This window comes from Thauera sp. SWB20, assembly GCF_000831325.1.
GTDB classification, from domain to species: domain Bacteria; phylum Pseudomonadota; class Gammaproteobacteria; order Burkholderiales; family Rhodocyclaceae; genus Thauera; species Thauera aminoaromatica.
In genome coordinates, this window is the sequence record NZ_JTDM01000017.1 from 15,873 (window position 1) to 41,685 (window position 25,813).

Annotated in this window: 23 protein-coding genes and 1 pseudogene; 2 read left to right on the forward strand and 22 right to left on the reverse strand. The window is 63.9% G+C overall.

Annotation, left to right across the window (positions count from 1 at the left end; translation table 11 throughout):
- Positions 1-54 precede the first annotated feature (54 nt).
- From traD to pilL2, 6 genes are read right to left on the reverse strand one after another with little or no spacing between them, the layout of a single operon-like run.
- Complete coding sequence (gene traD, locus PO78_RS08955) at positions 55-2,211, reverse strand: type IV conjugative transfer system coupling protein TraD (protein ID WP_043743311.1); 2,157 nt, start codon at positions 2,209-2,211, stop codon at positions 55-57.
- 8 nt (positions 2,212-2,219) lie between these two features.
- A complete protein-coding gene (locus PO78_RS08960) occupies positions 2,220-2,753 on the reverse strand; it encodes an integrating conjugative element protein (protein WP_043743314.1) in 534 nt (177 codons plus the stop codon).
- Positions 2,750-3,370: a lytic transglycosylase gene (locus tag PO78_RS08965; protein ID WP_043743315.1), complete on the reverse strand. Its 621-nt coding sequence runs from the start codon at positions 3,368-3,370 to the stop codon at positions 2,750-2,752. Before PO78_RS08965 ends, PO78_RS08960 begins: the two co-directional genes overlap by 4 nt.
- Positions 3,355-4,074, reverse strand: a complete 720-nt coding sequence (locus PO78_RS08970) for a TIGR03759 family integrating conjugative element protein (protein ID WP_043743317.1) — start codon at positions 4,072-4,074, stop codon at positions 3,355-3,357. Before PO78_RS08970 ends, PO78_RS08965 begins: the two co-directional genes overlap by 16 nt.
- A gap of 9 nt (positions 4,075-4,083) precedes the next feature.
- Positions 4,084-4,731: a hypothetical protein gene (locus tag PO78_RS08975; protein WP_043743319.1), complete on the reverse strand. Its 648-nt coding sequence runs from the start codon at positions 4,729-4,731 to the stop codon at positions 4,084-4,086.
- Complete coding sequence (gene pilL2, locus PO78_RS08980; RefSeq protein WP_043743321.1) at positions 4,728-5,279, reverse strand: PFGI-1 class ICE element type IV pilus protein PilL2; 552 nt, start codon at positions 5,277-5,279, stop codon at positions 4,728-4,730. Before pilL2 ends, PO78_RS08975 begins: the two co-directional genes overlap by 4 nt.
- 144 nt (positions 5,280-5,423) lie before the next feature.
- Between pilL2 and PO78_RS08985 the strand changes: the two genes are divergently transcribed.
- Positions 5,424-6,167 carry a hypothetical protein gene (locus PO78_RS08985; RefSeq protein ID WP_043743324.1) on the forward strand — a complete coding sequence of 248 codons (744 nt, stop codon included), beginning with the start codon at positions 5,424-5,426 and terminating at the stop codon, positions 6,165-6,167.
- Positions 6,168-6,210: 43 nt separating this feature from the next.
- On the opposite strand, the pseudogene PO78_RS23165 reads toward PO78_RS08985, so the two are convergent.
- The 6 genes and pseudogenes from PO78_RS23165 to PO78_RS09010 form a co-directional block, all read right to left on the reverse strand.
- A pseudogene (locus PO78_RS23165) lies at positions 6,211-6,384 on the reverse strand (hypothetical protein); the annotation flags it as partial.
- 103 nt (positions 6,385-6,487) lie between these two features.
- Positions 6,488-10,174 (reverse strand): ORC-CDC6 family AAA ATPase, encoded by a 3,687-nt coding sequence (locus tag PO78_RS08990; protein WP_043743326.1) that lies wholly within the window; start codon positions 10,172-10,174, stop codon positions 6,488-6,490.
- Positions 10,175-10,220: 46 nt separating this feature from the next.
- Complete coding sequence (locus tag PO78_RS08995; protein ID WP_043743328.1) at positions 10,221-11,447, reverse strand: hypothetical protein; 1,227 nt, start codon at positions 11,445-11,447, stop codon at positions 10,221-10,223.
- Positions 11,448-11,494: 47 nt separating this feature from the next.
- Positions 11,495-13,264, reverse strand: a complete 1,770-nt coding sequence (locus PO78_RS09000) for an ATP-dependent nuclease (protein WP_043743330.1) — start codon at positions 13,262-13,264, stop codon at positions 11,495-11,497.
- A gap of 22 nt (positions 13,265-13,286) precedes the next feature.
- On the reverse strand, positions 13,287-14,321 hold the full coding sequence (locus PO78_RS09005) for a DNA cytosine methyltransferase (RefSeq protein ID WP_043743331.1): 1,035 nt from the start codon (positions 14,319-14,321) through the stop codon (positions 13,287-13,289).
- A 20-nt stretch (positions 14,322-14,341) separates the two neighbouring features.
- Entirely contained in the window at positions 14,342-14,563 is a 222-nt protein-coding gene (locus PO78_RS09010; protein WP_043743333.1) for a hypothetical protein, read from the reverse strand.
- A gap of 104 nt (positions 14,564-14,667) precedes the next feature.
- Here PO78_RS09010 and PO78_RS22240 point away from each other — a divergent pair, with 104 nt between their 5' ends.
- Positions 14,668-15,141, forward strand: a complete 474-nt coding sequence (locus tag PO78_RS22240; protein WP_082047715.1) for a very short patch repair endonuclease — start codon at positions 14,668-14,670, stop codon at positions 15,139-15,141.
- Between the two features lie 212 nt (positions 15,142-15,353).
- On the opposite strand, the gene PO78_RS09015 is transcribed toward PO78_RS22240, so the two are convergent.
- From PO78_RS09015 to PO78_RS09060, 10 genes are all read right to left on the reverse strand, one after another.
- A complete protein-coding gene (locus PO78_RS09015) occupies positions 15,354-17,624 on the reverse strand; it encodes a helicase-related protein (protein WP_043743335.1) in 2,271 nt (756 codons plus the stop codon).
- A gap of 110 nt (positions 17,625-17,734) precedes the next feature.
- Positions 17,735-18,040 (reverse strand): hypothetical protein, encoded by a 306-nt coding sequence (locus PO78_RS09020; protein WP_012584757.1) that lies wholly within the window; start codon positions 18,038-18,040, stop codon positions 17,735-17,737.
- Positions 18,041-18,141: 101 nt separating this feature from the next.
- A complete protein-coding gene (locus tag PO78_RS09025) occupies positions 18,142-19,251 on the reverse strand; it encodes a DUF6094 domain-containing protein (protein WP_043743336.1) in 1,110 nt (369 codons plus the stop codon).
- 65 nt (positions 19,252-19,316) lie between these two features.
- Entirely contained in the window at positions 19,317-19,967 is a 651-nt protein-coding gene (locus PO78_RS09030) for a hypothetical protein (protein ID WP_012584759.1), read from the reverse strand.
- Positions 19,968-20,051: 84 nt separating this feature from the next.
- Positions 20,052-20,417 carry a hypothetical protein gene (locus tag PO78_RS09035; protein ID WP_012584760.1) on the reverse strand — a complete coding sequence of 122 codons (366 nt, stop codon included), beginning with the start codon at positions 20,415-20,417 and terminating at the stop codon, positions 20,052-20,054.
- Positions 20,418-20,506: 89 nt separating this feature from the next.
- Entirely contained in the window at positions 20,507-21,118 is a 612-nt protein-coding gene (locus PO78_RS09040) for a DUF3275 family protein (RefSeq protein WP_043743337.1), read from the reverse strand.
- A gap of 55 nt (positions 21,119-21,173) precedes the next feature.
- Entirely contained in the window at positions 21,174-21,725 is a 552-nt protein-coding gene (locus tag PO78_RS09045; protein WP_043743340.1) for an STY4534 family ICE replication protein, read from the reverse strand.
- Positions 21,726-22,156: 431 nt separating this feature from the next.
- Positions 22,157-22,954 carry a hypothetical protein gene (locus tag PO78_RS09050; protein WP_043743341.1) on the reverse strand — a complete coding sequence of 266 codons (798 nt, stop codon included), beginning with the start codon at positions 22,952-22,954 and terminating at the stop codon, positions 22,157-22,159.
- Between the two features lie 291 nt (positions 22,955-23,245).
- Complete coding sequence (gene glyA / locus PO78_RS09055; protein ID WP_043743524.1) at positions 23,246-24,511, reverse strand: serine hydroxymethyltransferase; 1,266 nt, start codon at positions 24,509-24,511, stop codon at positions 23,246-23,248.
- 65 nt (positions 24,512-24,576) lie between these two features.
- Positions 24,577-25,809 carry an aspartate aminotransferase family protein gene (locus PO78_RS09060; protein ID WP_043743343.1) on the reverse strand — a complete coding sequence of 411 codons (1,233 nt, stop codon included), beginning with the start codon at positions 25,807-25,809 and terminating at the stop codon, positions 24,577-24,579.
- Between the last annotated feature and the right edge of the window lie 4 nt (positions 25,810-25,813).

Here is a 25,813-nt window from a genome sequence, read left to right on the forward strand (position 1 = left end):
CGCTGGGTGAGCGCTTACGTTGCTGCTGGCGCTGTGCCGCGACGGCCGGATCGCTCATGCTTCGGCTTCTTCAGCGGCGGCCATCTGCTTGAAGTCGTCCAGCAGGTCGTCGGGCAGCGCCTTGTCCTGCAGGCCGGGGATGCCTTGGTTCTCCCACCAGTCTCCTGCCTCGACGTAGTGCTGTCGCATGTAGCCGGCCAGCTCCTGCAGATCCTTCGGCATGGCTTCGTCGGGGTCGGGCGCAGGCAGCGGCATGCGGACTTTCCAGAGGTTGCCGCCCTCGGTCAGCGCGAAGCACTGCCCCTTGGGCAGCGCCACCACATGCGCCGGCTCGATCAACGGCACGCTGTTGCTGCTGATGCGGTCCTGGGTGTTGGACGTGAACGCGGTATTGCCGTGCGGATCGGAGCTGTCGGTGGCGCCGCTCATCAGCGCCGTGGCGTACACCTCGACCTTGGGCAGTTGTCGCGTCAGCAGCTCGGCGGTGGCGGTCTCGCGCACGCGCAGCATGAACAGGTTGTTGAAGTTGCCGACCACCTGGCCGGCCTTGGCACGATTGCCGATGCGGGCCTCGATGTCGCTCAAGGTCTGCGTGTAGGCCGTCACCTGCACGCCGGCACCGCCGCCCTTGTTGACCATCGGAATGAACTCGTCGCCCATGAGTTCGTTGAATTCGTCGGCGTGGACGTTGATCGGAATCTTGGCGCCCGCCGCGGCGCCGGGCAGCCCGTCGTCGACGCCGAACTTGTAGATGTGGCCGGCGACCGAGACCAGATCGCTGAACATCGAGTTGCCCACCGCCGCCGCGACTTCGGCGTCGGACAGCGCATCCAGCCCCACGTAGACCACCGCGCGTTTGCGGATGACCTGCATCCAGTCGAAGATCGGCCGCGGGTCGGACAGGTCGGAATAGTTCGGTGCGAGCAGTTGCGCGATCTTGCCGGTGGTGAGCTTCTCCAGCAGCGGCAGCAGCGAAGCGACGATCTTGTCGAAGTAGGTCCGGTCGTAGCGCACGGCGCTGCGCAGGCCGTCGAGCACCGGGTCATAGATGCGCACTTGGGACAGGTACTGTTCGAGGGCCACCACGCGCTTCTCGCGCCCGATCATGTTGCGCGGGATGTTCTTCTCGTTCAGCTTCGCTTCGAGCTGGACGATGACCTCCCAGGCCTTCGGCTCGTTCTTGGCGAAGTAGTGCTGGGCGTACTCGATGAACAGCGCGTCGATGTTGATGACGTGGCGCTGGATCAGCAGGTAGTCCGGCCGCTGCCCCAGCTCGACCAGGGCGCGCGCGATGATGTTGACGAAGCGCCAGGCGAATTCGCGGAACGCGGCGCTGTTGCCTTCGCCGGAGAGCTGCCCGGCGATCCGCGTGGCCACCTCGGAGATCCGCCCGAAGCGGCCCACCGCGTTGTAGCGCGCCGAGATGTCCGGCCAGCCCAGGTGGAAGACGTAGAACTCGCCTTCGCGCCCGGCGCGCTTGGCCTCGACGTACATGCGCTTCAACAGGTCCGCATCACCCTTGGGGTCGAAGACGATCACCACCTCGTGCTCGCCGCGGACCTTGCGGCGGATGTCTTGCGTGATGAACAGCTCGCCCAGCCGCGTCTTGCCCACGCGCGTGGTGCCCAACACCAGGGTGTGGCCGACGCGCTCGCCCAGCGGCAGGGTGACGTCGACCTCGGCAGGTTCGATGCCATGCAGGCGCGGCAACCCGCCGACCGGCGGCAGCGGCCGCGCCGGGTTGAGCGGGCTGTCCCAGGCCAGCGCGCGCGCCAGCGTCGAGACGGGAAACGGCGCGAACTCAAGCCGCTCCTCCAGCCGCCGGGCGACCCGATAGATCGCCGTCGGCTCGACATAACGGCGGAACTCCGGCCGGTAGGTCTGCATCAGCCGATGCGTGTGTCGCTGCTCCCAGCGAAAGCCCCGGCCGACGAACAGTCGTTGCTGACTCACCGGCACGTCGCGGCTGGTCATCACGTAGCGCGGCAGGCGGCGGATGTTGCGGCGATAGCGCAGGATCGCCCAGGCATCGCGCAGGCGAATCGCGCCGAAGGTCAGGAAGGCTAGCGCCGAGCCGAGGCCGAGCAGCGGGTTCAGCGCGAGCGACCACGGTGCCACCAGGCACAGAGTCGCGGCGCCGGTGCAGACCGCCACGGTGTAAAGCTCCACCGCTGGCCGGAGCAGAACCTCGACCGCATGCGGTTGGGCCATTTGCGCACCTACTGCTCGACGCCGGTGGACGTGATCAGCACCGGGTAGTGGCGCAGGCCCAGGCGCTGGGCCAGGTCGTCGCCGGAGGCCGGCGAGAGAGTCAGGTCGGGCGCCAGGCGGCGCAGTTCGACCAGCGCCGCCGTCGACTCCACGTTGACCACCAGGCCCACGGCGCCCAGCTCCCGCAGCGCGGCGTGGCGCTGTCGCAGCCAGGCGCGCGAGCGTGCGTCGTCGCCGACCAGGAACAGCGGCGTCAGGCCCGGCGCCCGGATGACGCGGCGCTGCACCTCGCCCGGCGACAGTTGCGTCGAGCGCACCGGCAGCATGGCCGCTTCGGCGTCGGCCGCGTTGCCCGCGCGAGGGGCTGGCATCGGGGCCGGAGGTGTGGCGTGATCCGGCTGAGGATTCAGCGACCGGTAGTACGGCAGCGCGGAGTCGCCGCCGCGGTCTTCGACGACGATCAGCGGCGCGGAGGCGGTCTGCGCGAAGACGGTGGTCGTGGACAGCAGCCCGATGGCGGCGATGAGGACGATGTGGTTCATGGCGTGGTGACCTGAAGGGTTGGAACGGGAACGCCGGGGTCGAGCACGCGGGTCAGGTGCCGATGCACACTGCGCCGGTAGCGCGCTGCGGGTGCCCCACCGGCGGGCCGGTGGTAGCGGCCGATGGCAAGCAGCCAGTCCTCGCCCGGCGTGTGCTGTTCGCGCAGGATTTCCGCAGCGATGGCGAGGTTGCGGTACGGGTCCAGCAGCTCGCAGGGCTGTGTGTAGCGATGCGTGTGGTAGCCGAGATTGACCTGGCCGAGGCCGGCGTCGATGCGATTGGCCGGCGTGCGGGCGAGCGCCCGGCGCAGCCCTGCGCAGGCCTCGGCTCGGGTGGCGTAGCGCTGCGACGTGCCGGCGACGTTGAGCGTCCACGGCCAGGGCACCAGGCGCCCGCGCAGCCGGGTGCCGCTCTCCTGCAAGGCCACCGCGTACAGCACCGCCGCCGGTACGTCCGCACGATGCGCCGCCAGTTGGTACGCCGGTGGCGGCACATCCCGCGCCAGGGCGGCCAAGGCCCAGCCGCCGGTGGCGAGCAGCAGCACGGCGCTGGCGCCGCGGATGGCGATGCGGGACGGCCGATGCTCCCGGCCCGGAGCACCTATTGCCGCTGCCATTGGCCGTTCACCTCGCGCACCACGGCCGGCAGATCGCCGGGGAGGCCCAGCGACAGCCAGCGCCCCGCATCGTGGTTGAGCGTGATGGTGCGGGCGCGCACCCTGGCCGGGTCGATGCCCGACTGGGTGGCCCACTGCCGGATGCGCGCGTCGTCCTGGCGGCTGCCGACCATGTAGAGATCGAAGGCCGTGCCGGCCGCCTGCAACTGCTGCACGCGCTGCGCGCACGGTGCGCAGTCGGCCTTGACGAAGACGGCCAGGCGCCCGGAGCCGGTGTTGCCGGCACCCTGCGCCTTGGCGCCGGGAAGGCTCACGCGCGGCTGGCCGGGAAACAGGCGCTGCCACGCCGCGTCGTAGGCCCGCTGGTAGGCCAGCGTCTTGCCGACGCGCCGGGCCTCGGCCTGCACCTGCAACTCCGCGTAGCGCCTGCGCTCCTCCTCGCTGCGGGCCTCGATGCCGAGCGCCGTGAGCGGATCGAGCTGGGGCGAATAGACCCCGAGCGGCCCCTGCATCAGTTGCCGGTAACGTGCCCACTCCTCGGGCTGAAGCCCCCACTCCCGCGCCTGCCTCTCGTCGAGCGCAGCATCGGCGCCCGGCTGCACCTGGGCGGGCACCATGCGCGAGTTCGTCACCGGGGCCGGCTGGGCGGATGCGCCGAAAGCGGCGAACAGGACGATGGCAGCGAGCAACGGCCACAGGTTCATGGCGACCTCCTACGGTACCGCAACGCGCTGCGTCTGCCCGTTCACCCGGAACACGCCCGCCTGCGCCTCGATGGACTGCAGTTGCCAGCCGCCCTCGGCATCGCCCTCGCGCAGCAGCCGGGTGCCCGCGAGCGAGGCCGCGGCGGTGGAGGTGATCGACAGAAAGCGCTCGCCTCCCCGCAGCTCCACGCCGAGCACCCGGAACGGCGGCTCCGGCACCTTGGGCTTCGTCGCAACCGGAGCGCGCGGGCGAGCGGCGGATGCCACCTGCCGGGTCTTCTCCAGGCGGGTCTCGATCCCGTTCACGCGCGCCTGCAGCGTCTGCAGGTCGACGGCCAGGGCCCTCGCCTCGTCGGCCTCTTCGAGGCGCGTCATCCGTTCGTCCAACGCCTGCCGCGCGGTGGCGAATTCGGCCTGGCTGATCGGCGCCGGCCGGCGCTTGTCCGCATCGGCCTGCCTTTCGAGATCGGCCACGCGCAGGCCCAACGCATTGATCTGCGCATCCTGTGCGCTGCTCTGGGTCTGTTCGGCGAGCCGCGACAGGCCGACGCTGTTGATGAGTGCCACGGCACTGATGAGCAGCAGCCAGAAGACCGCGGCGACCTTGAGCCAGCGCGTGCGGGAATGGCGCTCGGATGGCGCTTGGGGAAAGGTCATGGCCGCATCTCCTCGGGCCGGTCGGCGTCCGGCACGGGCGTGGTGGTGCCGGGCGGGTTGGCGGAAAGGAAGGTGGGAGCACCGTGCCGGCTGAAGCAGACCTGGCGGCTCAAGTCATCGACCGACAGCTCCCAGGCGGGGCCGGCAAGGGTCAGCAAGGCATCGCGCAGCATCAGCGGACCCAGGCGCAGGTGTGCGGCGGGCAGCGGCAGCGCGTAGAGCGCGGCGGCCTCGGCCGTATCGCAGAGCCGGTAGCCGGAGCGCAGGAGCACATGGCGCATGGCATCGCCCACGCTGGCATCGAGCATGGGCGGAATCGAGACCTCCACCGCCTGCTGCAAGAGATCACGCTGCGCCGGTTCCGGCACCAGCTCGACCAGGGTGTAGCGGCCGTAGCGGGTCACGGGCACCAGTCGCTGCTCCGAAGCTGGCTCGTCGGGTAGCGGCGCTTCTATGTGGTCAGGGGTGGCCGGTGTCGTCGTGCAGCCGGACAGCAGGCCGCTGAGCACGGCGAAGATGCAGAGGAAACGGGGCAAAGACGGCAGCATGTGGCACCCCACGGTGACGGGATGCCTTCACCATTGCAGGACCGTGCTGCGCGGGCTGCCGAAAATCCGAAACGCGCGGCGCCCCATTTCCCCAAGGAAGGGCGCTCGCTACACAGTTCGACCACTCAAACAAGGAGAAGGAAGTTGGCGAAAGACGATGCAGATAAAGCGGGCAGCACCGCCGCTGTCGAAAAAGGTCTTGGAGCGCTGGAGAGAGCCTGGGATGCCCACTGGGCGTTGCGGCTGATTTGCCTCGCGCTGTTCCTCGACATGGCCATGATGCTTCGTGCCGGTCGAGGGCTGTGGCAGTGGTCGCCTGGCGACAAGGCGCTACTGAGTGATGTGGGATGGGTCGCAGTCCTCGTCGTCGCCTTCAGCTTCGCGGTAGCCATCGTGATCCCCGTCGTCCTGATCGTGCTGCGTCAGATCAGCGTTATCGTCCTCAGTTGGCTGCCGGGCTTTCTCACGGCTTCGGCTGAGCCGGCCTACCAGAGGCCATTGGGATATGCACCTGCACGCGACTTCCGAAACCTGGCTCTGCGCGAGAAGGACAATTTCCTGTTCCGCATGTATGAGGCACATGAACAGAAGAAGCAGGCCGAGAGACTGACTCGGGAGCGAGCCGGCGAGCTGACGGCGGCAGCCCTTCTGGCGGCGCTGGCGGATTGGCTGCTCGTGCAGTGGATCTCCGGTAGCGTCGGCTTGATCGGCGCGATCGTCGAGGCGCTGGCTGGCTGGGCGCCCATCGTCACGGCGGTCACTCTGCTGTGCGCTGGTTTCATCCTGAAGTGGGCCTGGTTCTCGGACACCCCTCCCGACGTGATCTACTACCCGCCGCTGGATCAAGAGCTGCGGGACAAGGAACGGGAAGCCCGCGGACTTTGTTGAAGAAAGCAGCGGCCCCCGAAGGGGCCGCCAAGTCCAGCAACGCTCAATGCACCAACTGCCGAGCCAGTGCCACCTCCACCGAGTCGCCATCCTGGTTCAGGACATCGAGTCCGGATTCGGGCACGTCGCCCGAGGTGGATTGCGACACCATGATCTTCCTGGCCATCAGCCCCAGGCAGGTCATCTGCGAGGAACTGGCATAGCCCAGGTAGATCACGATGGCTGTCGTGGGTTCTGGCGGTACTCGATGCCCTTCGTTTTTTTTCGGGGCAGAGGTTCGATCCGAAGATGCCCCGAGGTGGGAGTTCTCACCATGAGCATTACTTCCCCGGAATTCGGATGTCGTACACCCGAATCGAACCGACGCCGCTCGAGAACCGCTTCTCGTCGAATCTCTTCGGACTCAGATACCAAGTCTGTGAAACCTTTCGAACCGAACTCAGTATGGCGGAAGCAAGCGCCTGCATTTTTGTGCCCGTCAGGCCAAGTTCGAAGTTGGCTCCGCCCGAACCGTAGATTTCCAGATACTTCGCGTCGAGATACTCGACAAGCCCGAGCAGATCATCGTTTCCGAATCTGGTGACGGATGCATTTGGATAATTCTGACAAATGAACTCCGCAGCGTATGCGGCCACCTTGGCGTGCGGTGGGTCTCCCTCCGGAGTGACGATCTCGATTTGATCGAACTCGCGGCGATCCAGCAGGGAGAAGAGGCGTTCGTGCTTCGGCGATGCGAATGCAAGCAGGGCGCGGTTTCGGGACGGATCGGAGACATCATTAAGCAGCTTGATGTCCTTGTACGGTCCGTCTTCTCCAGTCAACAACTCCGCCAGGCTGTCAAGAAAGGCGACAGGATCGTCCGATCGTTCGGCGGCGAATAGTTTCTCGAGGTCTTCTTGGAGCGGATAGTGTCGCTCGGCCGACGCGTGACATACGAGGACTCGCCCTTTGGCGATCAGCTCACTGCGGACCGCCTTGAAGATCAAGGGCTTCGCGAGACCGGATATGTCCACGAGCGCAAGGCCGTCTAGACGCGGGAGGGCGGCGAGCGCCTCGTCATAAGCGGCCTCTACCACCGTTGTCCCCGATTTGCTCCACGCAATGAGGATATCCTGTGAACGCCCTTCCACCGGGTACCTAATCGCGTGTACGGTCTGCGGATGGAGTGCTCCCGAGAGGAATCTGTTCGACGCAAGCGTGCGGTCTTCAAACCCCAATCCCACCAGGGCCGAACTCACCGGGAGTGTGGCAAGCTCGTTCTCGGAAATTTGGCGGATCGAGACCGACACCTTGTCGGCCCACGCCTTCTGATCCGGAGACTTTGTGTCGCTCTCGAATGCGCCGAACAGATCGGCTTGCCCTGGCGCCGTCCTGCGGACGGAAGCTTGTACCGGCGCGGGGGGAGTTACAACAGGTTGTTCCTGAATAGCGACTTCGGATTCCTGGCTGGGTTGGCCGCTGCCCAGGGCGCCGGTTTCGTCAACTTCGTCGTTGATCTGGTTGCGCAACAGGATCTCCTTGGCGGCGGCCACATCGTCCAATTCTAGCCACCTGCTCAAGTCGTCTCCGGACAACTCGAAGCGATCCCTGTCGGCAAGGCCGATGAATGCGGCCAGGCCATAGATCTTTCGATAGCTCAGAATAAACTGCAGGATCGGGTCGGAGTCCTTCGTCTTGGTGCGCGGCGCTCCGCCAGCAAAAACGAAGACGCCGGCATCGATGAGGTCACGAAGTCTGTCGATCTGCTGCTTCTGGCTGTTCTCGTCCTCGGCGGTGACCCTGACGTAGATCGAAGAGTATTGCCTCAGGCGTGCTTTCGATTTTCCTTCCTTCGGCGCATTGCGATATGACCGCACCAGCAGGTCGTGCGCCGTTTGTGCGAACGCGAGGGCGTGGTTCTTGAGATTCCTTGAGTAGGTGGCGCGCCGGTTGAGATCGTAGAGCCGGCGTGCACTCATCTCTTGGAAGCACTCGGACTGGGTTTGGTCCTCAATGGGATATGCGTTGGCGTTACTGCCTCGGCGAAGGATTTCTTCGTAGAGTTTGATGACATCGCCGATGTCACCGACGCAGACACTGGTAAGGCAGGACAGGCCCCTGTATACGCGCTTTTTCTGGCCCGCCCCTTCGCTTGAGGAGGCGATCTCTCTGGCAACCTGTTCCAAGGGTACGTCGCCGAGAATCACCCGCGGATCCCGCTGCCTGGGATGCTGTGCGTGGAGGTCGGCACGCAATTGAAGAATCCTGGCAATGAAGTCCTTGCCTGCGGAGCCGGGAGCACTGATGGTTTTGAAGACATCCTCACCAAGGTCGAACACCCTCAGGTCGCGATCGATTCGAATCGGGTGGTTTCTTCCAGGTGATCGGAGGCCGAGTTCGATCGTCTGCCATTCGGATGTGAACTTGAACGCGCAGATCGGGCTCTGGAAAAGGAGCGCGGAAAGGAGCGCCTCGATCTTGTCGAGCTCAAGATATCGAGTTGATACGTCATCCAGGAGATAGAAGATCGAGGCAGACTCAAACACCTCCGAGCACTCCCTGAGGCTGCTCGCCAGATGGTTGAACACCTCGGCGGGGGCTTGCTTGACAAGATGCTTCTCGTCGCCGCTGACTGTGAGAACGGCAATCCGTTGCAATCGTTGCTCGAGATCGTCAAGGGAAATGGAGTCTCGCAAGTCATCGACCCCCTCCAGGTAATCAGCGACGGCCGAAGCCAAACGCGTGTGTGCTCCGGGTGCGATGGCTGTTGAGTCGACATCACGGAGGTGCATCAGTGCGCGGGCGGCCTGCAGAGCGTAGGCGACGAAGAGCCGAGTTAGACGATATTCAAGCTTGAGGAGCGACTGCTCCCGTAAATCCAGCAACCTTTGGGCGGAAACAAAGAGTCCGACAAAGCGATCATTTCGGATGCGCTGGATGACCGCCTCGGCCGTTTCGTCCTTCCGTTGTGTTGCGCGGGCGTGGATGTCCAGCGCGCGGAGCAGCATCGTTTTGCCGCATCCCCGCATGCCGGTGATGATCTGCGGGCCGGGGCGGGTGATCTCGGTCAGCCAGCGGTTGGCCGGGTCAACCAGCAGCTTGGGGACATCCCACGATTCCAGTGTCTGGGCGTTGTAGTGGTCAGCGAATCCCTTCAAGCTGAGCGGATTCATCCACGGTCGCCAGTGGTGTGATGCTCTGTAGAAAGATTCTCGAACCTGAGCGACCATGTCGGCCGGATTTGGAAGGCGAAGGTTCTGGGGGTCCGCGCGCAGATTGCCGATGATGCCTTGCAGCGCCAGCGCAACCCGAAAATCCCGGTCCTCCATTTGATCTGGCCTTGCGAGCAGCCCGGCGAGAAGGGTGTTGACGTGCTCTGCGATGAACCCCAAATCCCCCTGTCGGTCGTCGGTACTCTTGCTCTCGTCGGAGACACTGCCGAGGTCGATTGCCATGACCTGCAGCATGGGATCAATCGCGTCAGGTCGTCGCGATTCAGGGCGGAGTCTCTCGACGATGAGGTTTTCGGAGTGCAGGTCGTTGTGGTTAAGTTTGTTAGCCTCCAGTTCGGCACGAAGCTGCAACAGATCGATTGCGACCTGACAGATCGACGCGGCACTGGGCGGTGTCCTGCTGTTGACGAAGTCCTTTAGAAGATCGCCTTCGACGTAGTCGAGCACGGTGACGTGGCACGGGATACTGGTCGCGGCGTCATCAGTAAAGACGACGGTCTCATCAGGGATCGCGTCGATGATGTCGACTGCATGCGTCGCGCTGGCCGCCAGTTCGGCGTGCAATCGGACCTCGTCTAGAAACGGTGTCTTCTTGAACGGCGCAAAACTATAAAAGGCGACAGGCGATATCTTGATGACGTACTTCTTCCCGACGAATCCGGCTTCCGCGACGTATGCGGCGCCGTAGAATCCCCTTCCGAGATGCTTCGTGATCCGGTAGTTGCCTATCTTGGTCGGCGGATGGTCCAGGACGAGGCCGTAGGTGCGCCCGCAGGATGGGCACTTGTCACCCAATTCCCTTTCCGCATAGTCCTTTGAAGGACAAAAGAAGCAGCAGTATTTAGCCATTGATCGCCTCGAAATCGGGTCCGTGCGGGAGACGGCTCGGAGTGCCGACTACCTCGTCGAGCCTGTGAATAACGTCCGGCATCAATGATTCGGGCGCCCTAACCGTCGCGATCGGAGTGCCGCCGGGAACCCATTGTCCCGGAGGGATGAGAAGAACGAGTCCAACCGGATCCGGAAAAGGTTCCTGTTCCGATATGAACATGCCCTGCCATTCGACAAGTCGGTCGCGAAGCAGGTCCAAGTGGTAGAAGCAGAATCCATCGTGTGCCGCCAGGACATGTCCGGTGTGGGCCTTTCTCGTGTCGCGTACAAGCGCATCGAAGTCGTCTGGGTCTGCGCCTTGGGCGATGAGGTTGTCGTCGAAGTGCCGGCGGAGCGCTGCGGGGGATGCCTCTGCGACCCTCGCGCGAAGGTCGGCGGGAAGGCAGGCCAAGGCGAGCGTTCGGCAGGTATCGACATGGCTTCCCAGCCAGGGGGAGCATGTTCCACGGAAGACATCGTCAAGCGCGAGCAGGGATTCCCGCCTTCCGAGATAGGGCTGGTATGGGTACCGGGCATCGGTCAGAACCGGTGACGCCTTTATGCCGAGAGTCCGTGCAGCCTGTACAAACAACCGTGCATTTGCTGCTGCGATGGTTTTGTTGTTGCCAAAATTGCCATGAGGAGCGACCCGGATGTCGAGACCTGCATGCTTGACGCCGACGGCAAGCTTCTTCGACAAAAGACTGCCGGCCACCAAAGACGGAATGGTTTGCGCATTCATGGCCTGCCGTAATTTGAACATCCGCCCGTCAAGCGGCGCCATCCGGCCCTTGGCGAGGAAGTGGGCGTATCCGGAAGCGTCGATAATCTGAAGTATCTCTCGAACGGATAGTTCAGTCCGATAGCCGGGGATCTGACCAAGGCAATCGATCCCACCGGCCGGCCGACCCGGTACGCCGAGTTTCGGAACGATCGCTCCTGCCGCACGGAGATATAGCGGCGTCAGAAGCGTACTTAGCGACGCAGGACCGCCCGTGGATGCGACGTCGGCGGAAACTGACCCGCCTACGGTTATGCATTCGCCTGAAGCAGCCAGGATCGTCGCCAGTTCCGCCGCCACGGCGCCATCGTTCGGGAAGCGCGCGGCGATAATGGCAATTACCGTGCGTATATCGTCGTCCGAAGGATCTTGGAACAGTGAAGCGAGGAACCCGGTATCGGTCTCTGGGGTGTCCATCGTCGGTTCCTTATTGAGCGATATGGTTCTGTTCTGTTATCACGAGATCAGCCATGCAACCATTTTTGCAGACATTCGCGGATTGTAGTGAGGTCGGCATTGTCCTGCGGGATTTCGGCGATCTTGAATCGCGCAAGAGTGGTAACCTCCTCGGCGCTAGGCTCAATCTCTGCACTACCGGACAGTAGCTTCTTGAGTGCGGCCTTCGCGTCGATCGAGCCCGCATCGGAATGGCGTCGAGTAGGTTCAAACGCCTCCAAAATTATGTGTTCCGGCAGTTGTCTAGGGAAAAAGTCCAGATGTTTGCGTAGCCAAGCCAGATAGCTGAGTTGGGCCTTGATTTTCGCTTTCTTGTGAGCAGCCTCATCGCGTCCGCCCTGGATATGGTATTGAGGCTCAAATCCGAGCTCCTGCTTGATACGGCTATCCAATTGCGCATGCTCGGCGGGCGCTATCTGGGCAGGATCGCTGAATTCCTTCACTTTCTTCTGGTCGCCGTCGAGCAAGACGAAAACTTCATCACCGGAAACCATGGCAGCCGGCCCCAAGTACTTGAGAATGGACTCGGCGCCACCCGGAGCCACCTTGACCTCGAGTGTCTCGCGGTCGCCGGGATCAAGGCCTTTGGCCGCATGGAGAACAAGTTGCTCTGCCAAGGAATCCTCCACAAGCACTCGACGCTTGTTCTGCGGCGGTCTTCCAAGGCGGTTCAATGCCGCTGCGGGAGAGCTACGGGGGAGAATGCGGGATTGGGTTTTTCCGTTATCCTCGAACACCTTGATTGCTTCATGCGGTAGGCCGGTTAAAAACTCGCTCGAGTGAGTCGAGATAATTATCTGGTGCTTCTTCAGCTTGATCTGATCCAGCAAAAATCTGAGCATAGACCGCTGGGCTCCGGGGTGGAGAGACGTTTCCGGTTCATCGAGCAGAATAAGTGAGTACTCATCTGCGGCCAGGACGTCGACAACCGCGCTCACGGCAGCAATCTCGCCGCTCCCCGCAAACGCTTCGGAGTATTCCGCCCCACGTTTGAAAACGACGCTCAGATCTCTACCTCTATTGCCGGGGTAAAGGGAATGCCGAATGAGGTGAGCTGAATCATAGGAACGGCCGAGAATTCTGGATGCCTCGGTGAGCTCATAAGGCTTAAGCACGCGGTTCTCGAATATGCGCTCGCGGCGCCCCATCTTGTACGACTGCTTGATATCATCCTTCACCGTCTTGAGTCGACGCGCCGCTCGCAGCATCACATCGCGCTTGTTTCCTCCGCCAAGGTCGTCATCGAAGTAAAAGTAGCGGTCGAAGGAACCAAACAACGCCCTGAAATTGATGTAGACGACCTTTCTTCGAACAGGATTCCAGCGATCCTTTGCCTTCCCCTCGAAGTCACCCTCCGGCATGGGTGCCATTCCGTCGCTCTTGCTCCAACGGTATGGCTCCCAATAGTCCTGCTTTTTCCCGATACGTGCTTTCCGAGTTTCAACAACCCCGCCGAAGCCCTCGTGCCAGTAGCCGTAGAAATAACGCTGAGGGTCCCTATTGCTATCCTCGATGGGATCTAAGTCGGTGGAGAACCAAAATTTGGACGTCGAGTGTCCGTACGGCATCCCCCATAGCGCATGTAGCAGCGAGCTCTTGCCGATCCCGTTAGCGCCGACAAGCGCGGTGAGGGGGAACTCGAAATCGACCCGTGTTCCCGACTCAATGTTTTTGAACCTGGGGAATGTCGCGTGAGTTATGTAGTGCTTAAGCGGCTTGCCCGGGGCGAAGTTCTTGAGCGTATCGACAAGCGCGATGATTTCTTCATTCTTTGACATTCGGCCACCGAGTCGTTGCCTGTCACTGCCCGGCCAAATGGCTCTTTATCGCCTCAGCCTGCATGCGCGAAAAAAGCGGAGGGAGGGCATTCCCGATCATCTCGGCGGCGGCGTACTTGCCCCGGCGCAGCGAGAACACATAGCCAGGCGGAAAGCTCTGCAGGAGCGCCGCCTCGCGAAGGGTGATGGCGCGGTCCTCCGTGGGATGAAGAAACCGCCCCTTCGAGGGGTTGATGCAGCCGCCGGTGATAGTGGGCGCAACGTCGTCCCATCGCATACGACCGTAGACGTCGTAGAACCCGTCCTGTTTTTCGTGGCATTTGAGGACCAGTCCTGGGGATAGAGCCGTCCTGCTGCCGCCGTCCTTCGGGATGGCCTTGATCAACTGACGCACGCGTTCGCTGCGCTGCTCACCCAGGCTGTGGAGAGGGTCATTTTTCAGGATATGATCCGGCAGCTTTCCGATCGTATCTCTTACCGTCTTACGCCCTTTCACCGGTTCGATGTGTGAGATTCGACCCAGCCGTGACGCAAGGACAACGAGTCGCTTGCGACGCTGGGGCACACCGAAATCAGCGACATCAAGGATCTGATCGGAGATTTCGTAACCAAGCTTGCGCAGATCCCTCTTGAAATCCAGATAGCGGGTATAGCGTGAGAGATTGGGCACATTCTCCAGCATCACAACTTTCGGCCGCATTTCGCCCACCACCCGGAGAACCTCATCAATAAGCCGGTTACGGGGATCGTCCATTCGCTCTCTCTTGTTGTTGAGTCGGATGCGGGAAAAACCCTGGCATGGGGGGCAGCCGGCCAGCAGGTCAAGTTCCCCCGTCGCGATGCCGCAGGCGTCCAAGATCTCGGAAGCCGAGATGTTGCGGATATCGGCATTGAAAAGCCTCACCTCGGGGTGATTGGCGGCATACGTTTCCGCGGCGAGTGCATCAATCTCCACGGCCGCGCCCACGGTGAAGCCCGCATCACGGAGGCCTTGGGTCAGGCCCCCGCAACCCGAAAATAAATCTATGGCCATGCGCATATTGGACTTCTTTTTCATCTTGACGGCTGCCGTGTGAATCACTCGTCTGTCGTAGTTGTAGCTCTCTTTTTTGCTCGGGAGGCGCCTTTCGCGCCCGGTTCCACTGGTATTCCCCTGCTCTCGCAGTAATTGATCACGAGTGTCTCGATCATGTTCGACAGTGTCCGGTGCTCCCGCTCGGCCGCGATCCGCAGCAGCTCCTTCATCCTTGGAGAAAACCGCAGGTTCACCGTCTCGGTCTTTCGTTCGACATCGCCCATTGATTGACCCTCATGCCTATCGCGTGGCATCCTATTGGAATGTAACGTAAATGTAAAGATGATGTGCGTCGACCGCACCCGATTCAAGCCGCCAAGTCGATGCGATGCAACGGAAGAAAATACGTAAACTCTACCCGCTGACCAAGTCGGAACAGATGGCACGCGTCCGCGGGGCGGATACGGGGCCGGAGATGGTCCTGCGCCGCGCTCTCTGGCGTGCCGGACTGCGTTACAGGGTGCGTCCAAGTGTTCCGGGGCGGCCGGACTTGGCCTTCGTCGGCTGCAAGATCGCGGTGTTTGTCGACGGCTGCTTGTGGCACGGTTGTCAAGACCACTACAAGCCCCCGGTCACCAAAGCATCGTTCTGGTCTGAGAAGATTGCGCGTAACCGGCAGCATGATCGGGAGGTGGAGAACGCGCTTGGCGCGCTCGGCTGGACGGTTTTGCGCTACTGGGAACACGAAGTGGAAGGCGACCTGGCAACCGTCGTAGATCGCATACGAGCGGCGGTTGCTCGGTCTCGGGCGGACGGTGCTCGCATATTTCGCGAAGCGGGTCGCAAAGTACGCAGCAGCTGACAAGGAGAGCCATGGGGATCACGAAAAGATCGACTCGGTCCGCAGAAGGATTTGACCGACGCCCAGAACCGGGCAGTCTTTAACTGGCTGCTTGGGCTGAAGTCTCTCAAAGAGGCAACCGGAAAGGGCATTGGAGTCCGTCATTTCTATCGCAACGCGGAATGAGTAAAAGGAAACGGCCCCCGGAGGGGCCGCCAAAGACCGAGCAGAGCTCAGCGCATCAACTGCCGCGCCAGCGCCACCTCCACCGAGTCGCCGTCCTGGTTCAGGACATCGAGCCCCGATTCGGGCACGTCGCCGGAGGTGCTCTGCGACACCATGATCTTCCTGGCCATCAACCCCAGACAGGTCATCTGCGAGGAGTTGGCGTAGCCGAGATAGATCACGCGCACCGGCTGCTTCTGGCCGATGCGCCATGAGCGCCGGGCGGCCTGCTGCAACGAATACACGTTGTAGCCCGACTGGAGGAACACGATGGTCGGGAACTCCAACAGGTCCAGGCCGGTTTTCACCAGCTCGGGATTGGTGATGAGCACGTCGATGCCACGGTCCAACTGCTCGGCGATCCAGTCTTCCCGGCGGGAGGCATCCACGCTCGCGCGCAGCACCGCCACCTTGAAGCCTTCCTGCTCCAGCAGCACCTTCAAACGCGACGTGGTGTCGCGCGTGCCGGTGTAGACCGAATAGACCAGGGTCTTGCGACCTTCTGCCTTCTCCTGCTTGCAGATCTCGATCAGCTCGCGTTCCTTGGGCATCACCTCCAGCTCGTTGAACTGAGCCGGAACGAACGCCAAGGTGTTGCGCGTGCGCGGATGCACCACGGTTTCCGACCGGAAGCAGCAGTCCGGCCAGGCCAGCAGCACGTTGAGGACTACACCGAGCAGCGTCGTGTCGCGCTTCGCCAGGGCCTGCTTCAGCTCCTGGGTCAGCCGGCCCGCCAGATCGCGGTAGGCCGCGGCTTGCGCCGTGTCCATCGCGACTTCGCGGAACTCCTCGTCGTAGGGCGGCAGCACGTTGCCACCGATGTCCTTCAACTTGAGGAAGACCGTGAACGGCAGGACGCAACGCAGCACGCCCTTGGGACCGAAACCCGGCGCCTTGACCGTGCGCACCGATACCTTGGTGCCCTTGGCCGTCTTGTGCGCCGTGCCGGTGCTCTCGGAGTAGATGTCCTTCAAGACACCGTGATCGCGCATGAACGCCATCGCGGCCGAGGTCATGCTGCCGCTCTTCGTCGGGCGGTAGCCGTCTTCGATCATCCGCCCCGGCAGGGCTCGGAACAGCAGGTGGAACAGGTCGTCGCCGTAACCGCCCATCAGCGTGCCGGTGAGCAATAGCGTCTTGCGCGCCTTGGCCGCCAACACCCCCATGGCCTGGCCCTGTGCGGAGCCGCCGTTCTTGTACTCGTGCGCCTCGTCGGCGATGAGCAGGTCGAACGTGCCTTGGGGAAGCTGTCTCTTGATGAACTCGGACGGCTGGTAGCCGCCTTCGCCGAAGCCGAACTCCATGTTGGCCATCGCGCGTTCCATCCGGTGGGCTTGCCGGTCCGAGAAGACCAGCTCGCCGTTGCCATCCATCAGGTTGATGAACTCGTGGATGTTGTCCCCGAGCATCGACGCGAGGAAGGCGTCACCGAACTTTTGCATCAGCTTCTGCGCGGTGACTTCGCCAATTGTTGGAATACGCTTCAGTGCCTTGAGCACGGTCGAGGACTGGTCGCTGGCGGACAGGCCTCTGGGACGGATCAGCGTCCACAGCGGCGAGGTGCAGTGGCTGCATTTGCGGCGGGACTCTTCCGCTTCGAGATCGATGGTGTTGACAGGCTCGCCGTCCAGGTCGGTGATGACATGCCCGCAAGCCGGGCAGGCCCCCACGTCGCCGTGAGGCGTGCGCCGCCGAACGAAGACAGGCTTCCAGTGGAACCCCATCCGCATCCGCACGCGGCCCAGGACGAAGAACTCCTGGCCCTGCGCCGGCACGCCCAACTGCTCACGCAGTTTCAGCAGCTTGACCAGCGTGTCCGGGCCGTTGAGCACCCAGACCTTGGCCCCGGCCACCGTCTCCTGGATTTCGCGCCGCCACTTGTAGACCAGGTGGGGTGGCGAGAGCACCAGGGTGCGGCGGTAGCCTTCGGCGTTGAGCACGGCGGCGGTGGCAATACCCACCGTCGTCTTGCCGCAGCCCATCTCGCCATTGACGATCGCGGCGCGTTCGCCGCGATCGACCAACAGCTCGGTGACAGCGTGGACCACATCGGCTTGCGCCGGGAACAGCTTGCGCTTGAGCGCGGCGAGGATCAGTTGCCGATGCACCCGCACCTGGCCGGTGTAGACCGGAGGATTGGCGCGGTTGAGCGAGTCGAGCAGCTCGTCGCCGAACTCGGACACGAAGTCCTGCAGGCTGAGCGTGAGGGGTGAAGCGGCCGCTTCGAGCAGGTCGCCCTGCACAGCGGTTTCGGGAACGGTTTCGAGATCGAGGGACATGGTGATGCTCCAAAGCAATGGGGCATGCACCTCCCCCACGGGGCGGTGACATGCCCCTGGGTGGGAAGAAAGAAGCGGCAAAGAAACGTTTAGGTGCCGCTGGATGCGGATCAGTATTCGCTGGGCAGCAGCAGTGTGGTGACGCTGCGATCCCATTCGGTGATGATCCAGAGCTTCAGGTCGCGCGTGACCTGGTAGGACGAGAACAGACGATCCTCGCCGGATTGCAGCGCGGCGTCGTTCTGCCGCCGATCGCTGTCGCTCAGGTCGCCCCAGTCGCCATGAAGATGGCGGCTCAGGTACGGCGTGGGGTTGAGCCGGCCCTGTCGGACCAGCTCGTCGACGCCGGCGGTCATGACCAACTGCCCGGGCGAAAAGCGTGCTTGTGACGCGAGGTTGAGGACTGCGAGTGCCATGGTGGTATCTCCTTCTGGAAGAAGGGGCCACGGCACCCCATCGGGGCAACGTGACCCCGGTGGGTGGATGAAAGCGACGGCGAACCGTCAGGGAACAGCGATCAGCGGATGGTCAGCACTTCGCCCCACGTGGGCGAGCCCAGCGTCAAATCCCATGCGCGAATGACCGGCACGAACTTGTCGGTGAGGATGCGCGTCTCGGCCACGGAGCAGTCGTCGCGCTCGGTGTACTCCGTCTGGAGGGTCTTCTCCTTGTGGGTATCACCTTTGACGACCAGCACGCGCCCGCTCTTGGACGTCACCACGCCGGAGATCGCGCCTGCGGCCAAGGCCAGGGCGAGATGCCAGTGCGACAAGGCCCGCGCGGGCGGACGCAGCGATTGCTGCGCGGCGCCCAGGTGCGTATCGAGCGCCGGCCAGAGTCCTTGTAGCCGGCCGACTTCATCGGCGAACTGCTCGGGCTCCATCGTCACGCGATAGAAGTGCTCCGGCTCGGCCGGGCTGGCAGGTAGGGTGTACGGCAGGAACGGCCATTCGAGCGGCAGCTCCTCGGCTTCGGCGTCGCCCTGTCCGATCTGCAGCAGCAGTCCACGCAGGGCCTTGGCCGACTCCGACGCCTGGTCGCGCTGGCGAACCCGGCGGCCGAAGATCACTACCTGCTTGAACTGCGTTTCCACCGCACGGTAGATGCGCAGGTCGGCGAAGTGGCGCGTCAGCCATCCGACCAGCTCGGCGTCGAGCACGTAGGACGGCACGATGAAGATCAGCACGCCACCGTACTGCAGCAGCGGCAGCGCGCGCTGATAGAACAGCTTTTCCAGCCGCGCACGGCCCTGGCCCTGATAGCCGATGTTGCCGTTCACGTCCTTGCTCAGATCGCCATACGGCGGGTTCAGCCACAGCAGCCCGAAGGACTGGCGCGAGATCAGCGTGTCCATCAGGTCACCGTGGATGCAGCGATCGACCAGTTGCCGTGCGTGGCGGGCACGCTCGGCGTCGTACTCGACGGCGAAGGCCTGGACCTGCTCGCGCCCGAGGGTGTGGGCCGCTTCGGCAATCGCCACGCCTTCGCCGGCGCAGGGATCGAGGATGGACATGGAGCCGGGAGACGGCGCCAGTGCGGACAAGGCCCGCTCCAGCGTCGGCTCGTCGGTGGGGAAGTAGCCGTTACGGATGAAATTGCGCGCCAGGCGCGGAAACATGAGAGCCATGGATTTCTCCTGGTGATGGATGAGGGAAGGCGGGCACGCGCGGCGCGCATGCCCGTGGGGATGGCTCACGCCACACGCCGAAGCGGTGCGTTCGCGGCCAGTTCGTACTGCGTGGCGCCGAGGGTGCCGTTGCGGATCAGCTCGCCCAGCGCCTTCGTCAGCGCCGGGACATCGAGGGCCAGCCGATGGCCTTCCAGCGGCCCGAGGGCCAAGGGAAGACCGGTCAGCATCCGTCGTGTCTGCAACAGCTCCAGCACGGTGTCGCGCCAGTGGTCGAGCAGTGGCAGCGGGCAGGTGTCCTGCACCAGCGTCCACAGCCGGTCGAGCCGGTGAGCGGAATCCCTGGGCAGAAGCGCCAGCGCGCTGGCGTTGGCCTTGTCTGGCTTCACGCAGCGACGATCGAACAGCCACACATTCGTCAGCGAACCGAACAGCGTTCGCCGATAGGCGCGGGTGATGCGCCTTTCCAGGTTCTCGACGTTGCCGATGAAGACCGGGATGGATGCGCCCTGCTCGGTGATGACATGGAACTGGTCCAGCCCCTGTTCATCCCGGCCGAGGGTCAGGCGGGCGAGGAACTCCTGAACGGCGGTGTCGCGCGCCCAGATCGAGAGAAAGACGAGATTGCCCTGCTCGTCACCGACGCAACCGTCGGCCATGAGGTCGGGGCATTCGTCGATGCGGTACAGCGGTTTCGCGGAAGAAGGTGCAGGCATGGTGATGTCCTCTTGGAAATGAAGGAGCAACCACAGCCCACGGGGCCGTGCTCGCCCCGGTTGGGTGAAGGAAGATGCGTGCCGCTAGACAGCGCGTCCCGCGTGGAAGCGGTGAACCCGCTCGCGCCACTCGGGGCTTTGCACCGGCGCCATGTCGAGATAGCGCAGCGGGCACGAGTAGTAGTACGGATGCACGGACTCATCGAGGGACTTGTAGCCCCAATCGCCGCCCGAGCTTTCCAGCAGATGGCAGCCGATGTAGCAGATGGACTCACCGGCCGCGAAGCCCATGACGCCCGCCTGCCTGGCGGTGACGCGAACCACGGTCCACAGAACGTCGCCGTCCAGCGTGTGGTCGATGACTTCGCAGCAAGCGCGTTCGGACGCCTGCGGAGCGAGCAGCTCGCGGATCATCTGACCGCGCGTCTGACGAACGAAGGTCCAGCCCATGAGGGTCTCCTTGAAGAAAAGGCCGGAGCCCTCCCCGTCGGGGGAGAACCCCGGCGGGTGGCGGTATGCCGCGCAAGGCGGCGGATGGATCAGGCAGCTTTGAGGTGCCAGTCCTGGGACAGCGGAGCGAACTCGTAGCCCAGCTTGTCGAGACGGTCGCGCTGCTGACGCAGCACACGACGATCCACGGTCGCATCGAGCTTCACGGTCTCGCCCAGGGGCCACAAGGAAGCGAACAGCGCCGCGTCGTCTGCCTCGGCCGAGGCCGCAGCGGACACGGGAGCCGGTTCGCTGCCGAACGGCGTGGTATCGACCAGGGGATCGCGCGGACTGCGCGGCTTCGCCTTCGGCTTGGCCGGGGGCGATGCCTGCACGGGCGCCTGCGCCTCCTCGTCGATCGGATCGACTTCCTGCGGACTCAGCCGGCGGGCTTCGTCGCGGCTCAGGGCGTCGATGTTGGACAGCGTCATCCCGCCCAGATGGGCGCGGATCTCGATGACCATGCGGCCGTTGGCGTTATACGTGGAGGGGCGAATCTCGACGATGACGAAATCACCGTCGTACTTGCCCTCGCGATACTGATCGAGTTCGGCGTTCTTCACGACGAACTCGCCGATCGAGGTCGCCAGGCGGCCGACGTTGAAGTCGCCGTTCCTGCCGTGGATGGTCTTGATGGCCAACTGGCCGGGGATGGTGATCATGAAGGTCTCCTGCTGACGAAGAGAAGACAAGGCCCCGGGGATGGGGCCTTGCGGATCAGAACGACTCGGCAACGGCCAATGCGGGGGCATTGGCTGCGTCGTCGGCAGCATCGGCGACGGGCTTGGAAGGCTCCGGTGCCGAGGCTTGCTGCGCGGCGGGCGCGTCGGACGTCACAGGGACTTCCGGGTCCCGCTCGTCGGTCTCGGTCGGCTTGGGTTCGGCCTTGTAGACGAGCTTGCCGTCGACCTTGATCCAACTGACGAACAGCAGGCGTGCCTTGAGGCTCACACCCTGCTCGCCGGCACGCTTGCCCTTGGAGTAGGTGAAGGTGTCGGTCCACAGGTCGCCCAGGCGGAAGCCGATCATCACCTTCTTCTCGGCGTCGACCGCCTGAATGCAGCGGCGCACCAGGTGCTGCGCTTCCGAACCCGATACGCGCGTGTCGAAGCGCACATACGAGACGTCATCGCTGAGACCGTTCAGGGCCGCGATGTCGCAGGCCAGGAACGCATCGCCTTTCTTGGGCTTCACTTCGCGGATGCGATTGAGATACCCGAGGCCGGTGATGTGCAGATCGAAGTAGGATTTTTCGGTGGAAGTGGTCATGGTGAATCTCCTGGGAACAATGAGGCGGAGACACACCCGACCCAAGGCGGGGAAGGTGTGGAACCCCCGCGTGGGTTGATGGAACAGCTTGGTGGCATCGCCATCGAGAGCCGATGGCCGTTCGCGCATGGATGCCGGTGCGAACTGGTGTGATCAACGCGGTCGGAACCGCGTCGCAGCCTTGAAGATCGTGGCTGCCTGGGCATGTCGCTGACGGACGTCAGCGGAACATGCCCGGAAGCGTGGCGCCGGGACGGCGCGCATGCGAGCGGCAATCGGCACTCGCGGCTGTCCGCATTGCCGGGAAGAAAGAGGCCCCCGGAGCGGGGGCCAGGGATGGTCGGTCAGTTACCGCTGGGCGTGGAAGGAACCGATCTCCAGAGGGCAGGAAAAGAGGCTTCCCGCCGCGAGGGCGGGAAGCAGCTGGGAGGTCAGTGCCGGACAGCCTTGCGACTCGACAGGCACTGCACGCGGATGCGCCTCCAGCTCCCGTCGTCGATCAGCCGTTCCAGCGTCTCGCCGAGGATGTCGAAGAACACCTCATCGACCCGTTCAATCAGCTCGCCGTCGCGGTGCAGCTCCACCGCGTAGAGGTCGAGGCCACGCTCATACAGCACGGTGACGCGACCCTGGAACTTCATCGTGGCGACGGTGAAGCCGATGGCCGGTGGCGTGCGGATGATGTCGGCGGGCAGCGGATCGACCCAGGTGATGTCCCGCGCACCGGCATCCACCAACAGGTGGGTGATGCGCCGGAAACCATCGGGAGCGGGCAACTGCTCCAGTTGGACGATCAGTTCCTGCAGCTCGGGGCAGCGCGGCTCGGGGATCGGCAGCTTCGCCGGTGCGGAACCGAGCACGAACCGCTTCACCGTGTAGGGCTGGCCGTCGGCGGTGAACTCGGTCTGCTCCTCGGGCGTGTCCGCCCGCTGACCGTCGAAGCGGCGTCTGACATAGGGTTCGACCTGCACCTTGGCGCCCTCGTCGGGCACTTCGGTCACGAGGGTGCGATCGAGCACCGCGAACTCGGCCCGTGCCGTCTTGACGACGATGGCCTCGTCGGTGGTGGCGATGACCTTGCCCTCGAAAGGCTTCGGGTCGATGTGAAAGCCCAGCGTCGAAACCTTGGGCTGGCCGTCGAAGATGTTGAACTTGAATGTGCGGATGTTGGAAGGCACGTGGCCGCGAACGAGCGTCGGCATCTGTGCGCGGATGGCTTGGGTATCCATGGATGGACTCCTTGTGGAAACCAAGGGACGTCCGCCCTGCAAGGGAGGAAATCCCTTGAGGGTTGAGGAAGTGACGCGCCGAGGCGTCGAGCAGGACAACGACCAGCGCGACGGATCGCGCCGCAGCCTTGAAGATCTTGGCTGCCTGGGGTGCTGCCGACGTCAGTCGGCGGGGCAAGGCGTCAGCCTGCCACGGACGTGGATCGGGATTTCCGACCAATCGGGATCGGTAGCCGTCTCATTCTTTGGGGGCGCGGCTACCGCACGCGGCATTACGAAATCCAGCAGCGCCTACCGATAGACGGGATGGCGACGACACAAGGCCACCACCTGCTCCCGAATCCTCCCTGCCACCTGCTCGCTGCTGCCGGCCTCCAACGCATCAAGCACGTCGCACAGCCAGCCGGCCAGGTCCTCGCATTCCGCCGCACCGAATCCGCGCGTGGTCACGGCGGGTGTACCGATGCGCAGCCCCGAGGTCACGAAGGGCGAGCGCGGGTCGTTGGGCACCGAGTTCTTGTTGGCGGTGATGTACGCGGCGCTGAGTGCGGCGTCCGCTTCCTTGCCGGTATAGGGTTTGTTTGAGAGGTCGATCAGCATCAGATGGTTGTCGGTACCGCCGGACACGATGCGGTAGCCGCGGCGCTGGAGTACGGCGGCCATGGCGCGGGCATTGACCACCACCTGCCGCTGGTAGGACTTGAACGCCGGAGACAGGGCTTCCTTGAAGGCCACCGCCTTGGCGGCGATCACGTGCATCAGCGGGCCGCCCTGGATGCCGGGGAACACAGCGGTGTCGAGCTTCCTGTAAAAACCATCATCCTGGCCTTTGGCCAGGATGATGCCGCCGCGCGGGCCGCGCAGCGTCTTGTGGGTCGTGCTGGTCACCACGTGGGCATGCGGCAGCGGATTCGGGTATTCGCCGGCGGCGACCAGGCCGGCCACGTGCGCCATGTCCACCCAGAAGATGGCGCCCGCCTTGTCGGCGATTGCGCGCATGCGCGCCCAGTCCTTGTAACGGGAGTAGGCGGAGAAGCCGCCGATGAGCATCCTGGGCCGGGTGTCCAGCGCAATGCGCTCCATCTCGTCGTAGTCGATCAGTCCCGTTTCCGGATCGAGGCCATAGGGCACGATCTTGTAGTGCCGGCCGGAGAAGTTGGACGGATTGCCGTGGGTCAGGTGGCCACCCTGGGCCAGGTTCATGCCCATCACGGTGTCGCCGGGATGGGTCAGCGCCAGGAAGACCGCGGCATTGGCCTGCGCGCCGGCATGAGGCTGGACGTTGGCGTAGTCGCAGTCGAACAGCGCCTTGGCCCGCTCGATGGCCAGGCGCTCGGCCACATCCACGTACTCGCAACCGCTGTAGTAGCGCTTGCCCGGATAGCCCTCGGCATACTTGTTGGTGAACACGGTGTTCTGGATGGCCATCACCAGCGGACTGGCGTAGTTCTCGGAGGCGATCAGCTCAGCGTGGTCTTCCTGCCGGCGTTCCTCGCGCAGCACGGCTGCGGCCAACTCGGGATCGAACGTGGCGAGTGTCAGGGATGGTTCATACATGGGTGGGTCGTCCTGTGGTCTGGAATGCTCGGGTTCGATACGGGTGGGGGCGTCGATGCCCAGCTTCATGCCGCTGCTTCCTGCGGCGTCGTTTCGGAGGGCGCTGCAGGGCCGTCCGATGCGGTCGGCGACAGCAGGTGGGCGAGGCGCGCCACGATGTCGTCGATCTGCGCTTCGTCGCAGACCAGCGGGGGCAGCAGCCGGATGGTGTTGTCGCGGGTCACCGTGATGAGCAAGTGCTGTTCGGCCAGGGCGCGCCCAACCAGCTCATTGCAGTTCCTGTTCAGTTCGATCCCCGCCATCAAGCCCTGGCCACGGATGGCGACCACATCGGGGTGGCTGCCCAGTGCCCGCTGCAGGCCGTCGAGCAGGCGCGTACCGAGCAGGGCGGCCCGCTCGGGCAGGTTCTCGCGGGCCATGATGTCGAGCACCGAGCACGCGACCCGGCAAGCGAGCGGGTTGCCGCCAAAGGTCGAGCCGTGCTGCCCGGGTGAGAACAGGTCGGTGGCTTGCCCCCGCGCCAGGCAGGCGCCGATTGGAAAACCGTTGCCCAGCGCCTTCGCCAGCGTGACGACATCGGGCGTGATGCCCGCATGCTGGTGGCCGAACCAGGCGCCGGTCCGGCCCATGCCGGCCTGGATTTCGTCGACCATCAGCAGCCAGTCGTGTTGGTCGCACAGGGCACGCAGTCCGCGCAGGTAATCGGCTGCGGCAACCCGGATTCCCCCTTCGCCCTGCACCGGCTCGACGAGCACCGCCACGATATCGGGCCACTGCGCGGCAGCCTGGCGCGCCGCGTCGAGATCGTTGTAGGGCACGCGCAGGAAGCCCGGCATCAGCGGCTCGAAGCCGCGTTGTTTCGCGGGGTTGCCGGTTGCCGAGAGCGTTGCGAGGGTGCGACCGTGAAAGCCGTTCTCCATCACGAGGATCTGGGGCTGTGCCACCTGCTTGCGATGGCCATGCAGGCGCGCCAGCTTGAGCGCCGCTTCGTTGGCTTCCGCCCCCGAGTTGCAGAAGAAAGCCTTCTGCATGCCGGTCAATGCGCACAGGCGCTCGCCCAGCCGCTCCTGCCAGTCGATGCGAAAGACGTTGGAGGTGTGCAGCAGCAGCCCGGCCTGCTCGCTGATGGCGGCGGCGATCTCGGGGTGGGCGTGGCCCAGGCTGGTGACTGCGATGCCGGCAATGGCATCGAGGTACTCGAAGCCTTGTGCATCCCACAGGCGTGCGCCGGAGCCGCGGACGAAGGAAACGGGTTGGCGGGCATAGGCCCGCATCAGGTGCGACGCGTGGTATTGCATGATT

Coding starts and splice junctions, on each gene's coding strand:
- traD (WP_043743311.1), bottom strand. CDS start 2,211: ATGGCCCAACCGCATGCGGTCGAGGTTCTGCTCCGGCCAGCGGTGGAG.
- PO78_RS08960 (WP_043743314.1), bottom strand. CDS start 2,753: ATGAACCACATCGTCCTCATCGCCGCCATCGGGCTGCTGTCCACGACC.
- PO78_RS08965 (WP_043743315.1), bottom strand. CDS start 3,370: ATGGCAGCGGCAATAGGTGCTCCGGGCCGGGAGCATCGGCCGTCCCGC.
- PO78_RS08970 (WP_043743317.1), bottom strand. CDS start 4,074: ATGAACCTGTGGCCGTTGCTCGCTGCCATCGTCCTGTTCGCCGCTTTC.
- PO78_RS08975 (WP_043743319.1), bottom strand. CDS start 4,731: ATGACCTTTCCCCAAGCGCCATCCGAGCGCCATTCCCGCACGCGCTGG.
- pilL2 (WP_043743321.1), bottom strand. CDS start 5,279: ATGCTGCCGTCTTTGCCCCGTTTCCTCTGCATCTTCGCCGTGCTCAGC.
- PO78_RS08995 (WP_043743328.1), bottom strand. CDS start 11,447: ATGGACACCCCAGAGACCGATACCGGGTTCCTCGCTTCACTGTTCCAA.
- PO78_RS09000 (WP_043743330.1), bottom strand. CDS start 13,264: ATGTCAAAGAATGAAGAAATCATCGCGCTTGTCGATACGCTCAAGAAC.
- PO78_RS09005 (WP_043743331.1), bottom strand. CDS start 14,321: ATGAAAAAGAAGTCCAATATGCGCATGGCCATAGATTTATTTTCGGGT.
- PO78_RS09010 (WP_043743333.1), bottom strand. CDS start 14,563: ATGGGCGATGTCGAACGAAAGACCGAGACGGTGAACCTGCGGTTTTCT.
- PO78_RS22240 (WP_082047715.1), top strand. CDS start 14,668: ATGCAACGGAAGAAAATACGTAAACTCTACCCGCTGACCAAGTCGGAA.
- PO78_RS09015 (WP_043743335.1), bottom strand. CDS start 17,624: ATGTCCCTCGATCTCGAAACCGTTCCCGAAACCGCTGTGCAGGGCGAC.
- PO78_RS09020 (WP_012584757.1), bottom strand. CDS start 18,040: ATGGCACTCGCAGTCCTCAACCTCGCGTCACAAGCACGCTTTTCGCCC.
- PO78_RS09025 (WP_043743336.1), bottom strand. CDS start 19,251: ATGGCTCTCATGTTTCCGCGCCTGGCGCGCAATTTCATCCGTAACGGC.
- PO78_RS09030 (WP_012584759.1), bottom strand. CDS start 19,967: ATGCCTGCACCTTCTTCCGCGAAACCGCTGTACCGCATCGACGAATGC.
- PO78_RS09035 (WP_012584760.1), bottom strand. CDS start 20,417: ATGGGCTGGACCTTCGTTCGTCAGACGCGCGGTCAGATGATCCGCGAG.
- PO78_RS09040 (WP_043743337.1), bottom strand. CDS start 21,118: ATGATCACCATCCCCGGCCAGTTGGCCATCAAGACCATCCACGGCAGG.
- PO78_RS09045 (WP_043743340.1), bottom strand. CDS start 21,725: ATGACCACTTCCACCGAAAAATCCTACTTCGATCTGCACATCACCGGC.
- PO78_RS09050 (WP_043743341.1), bottom strand. CDS start 22,954: ATGGATACCCAAGCCATCCGCGCACAGATGCCGACGCTCGTTCGCGGC.
- glyA (WP_043743524.1), bottom strand. CDS start 24,511: ATGTATGAACCATCCCTGACACTCGCCACGTTCGATCCCGAGTTGGCC.
- PO78_RS09060 (WP_043743343.1), bottom strand. CDS start 25,809: ATGCAATACCACGCGTCGCACCTGATGCGGGCCTATGCCCGCCAACCC.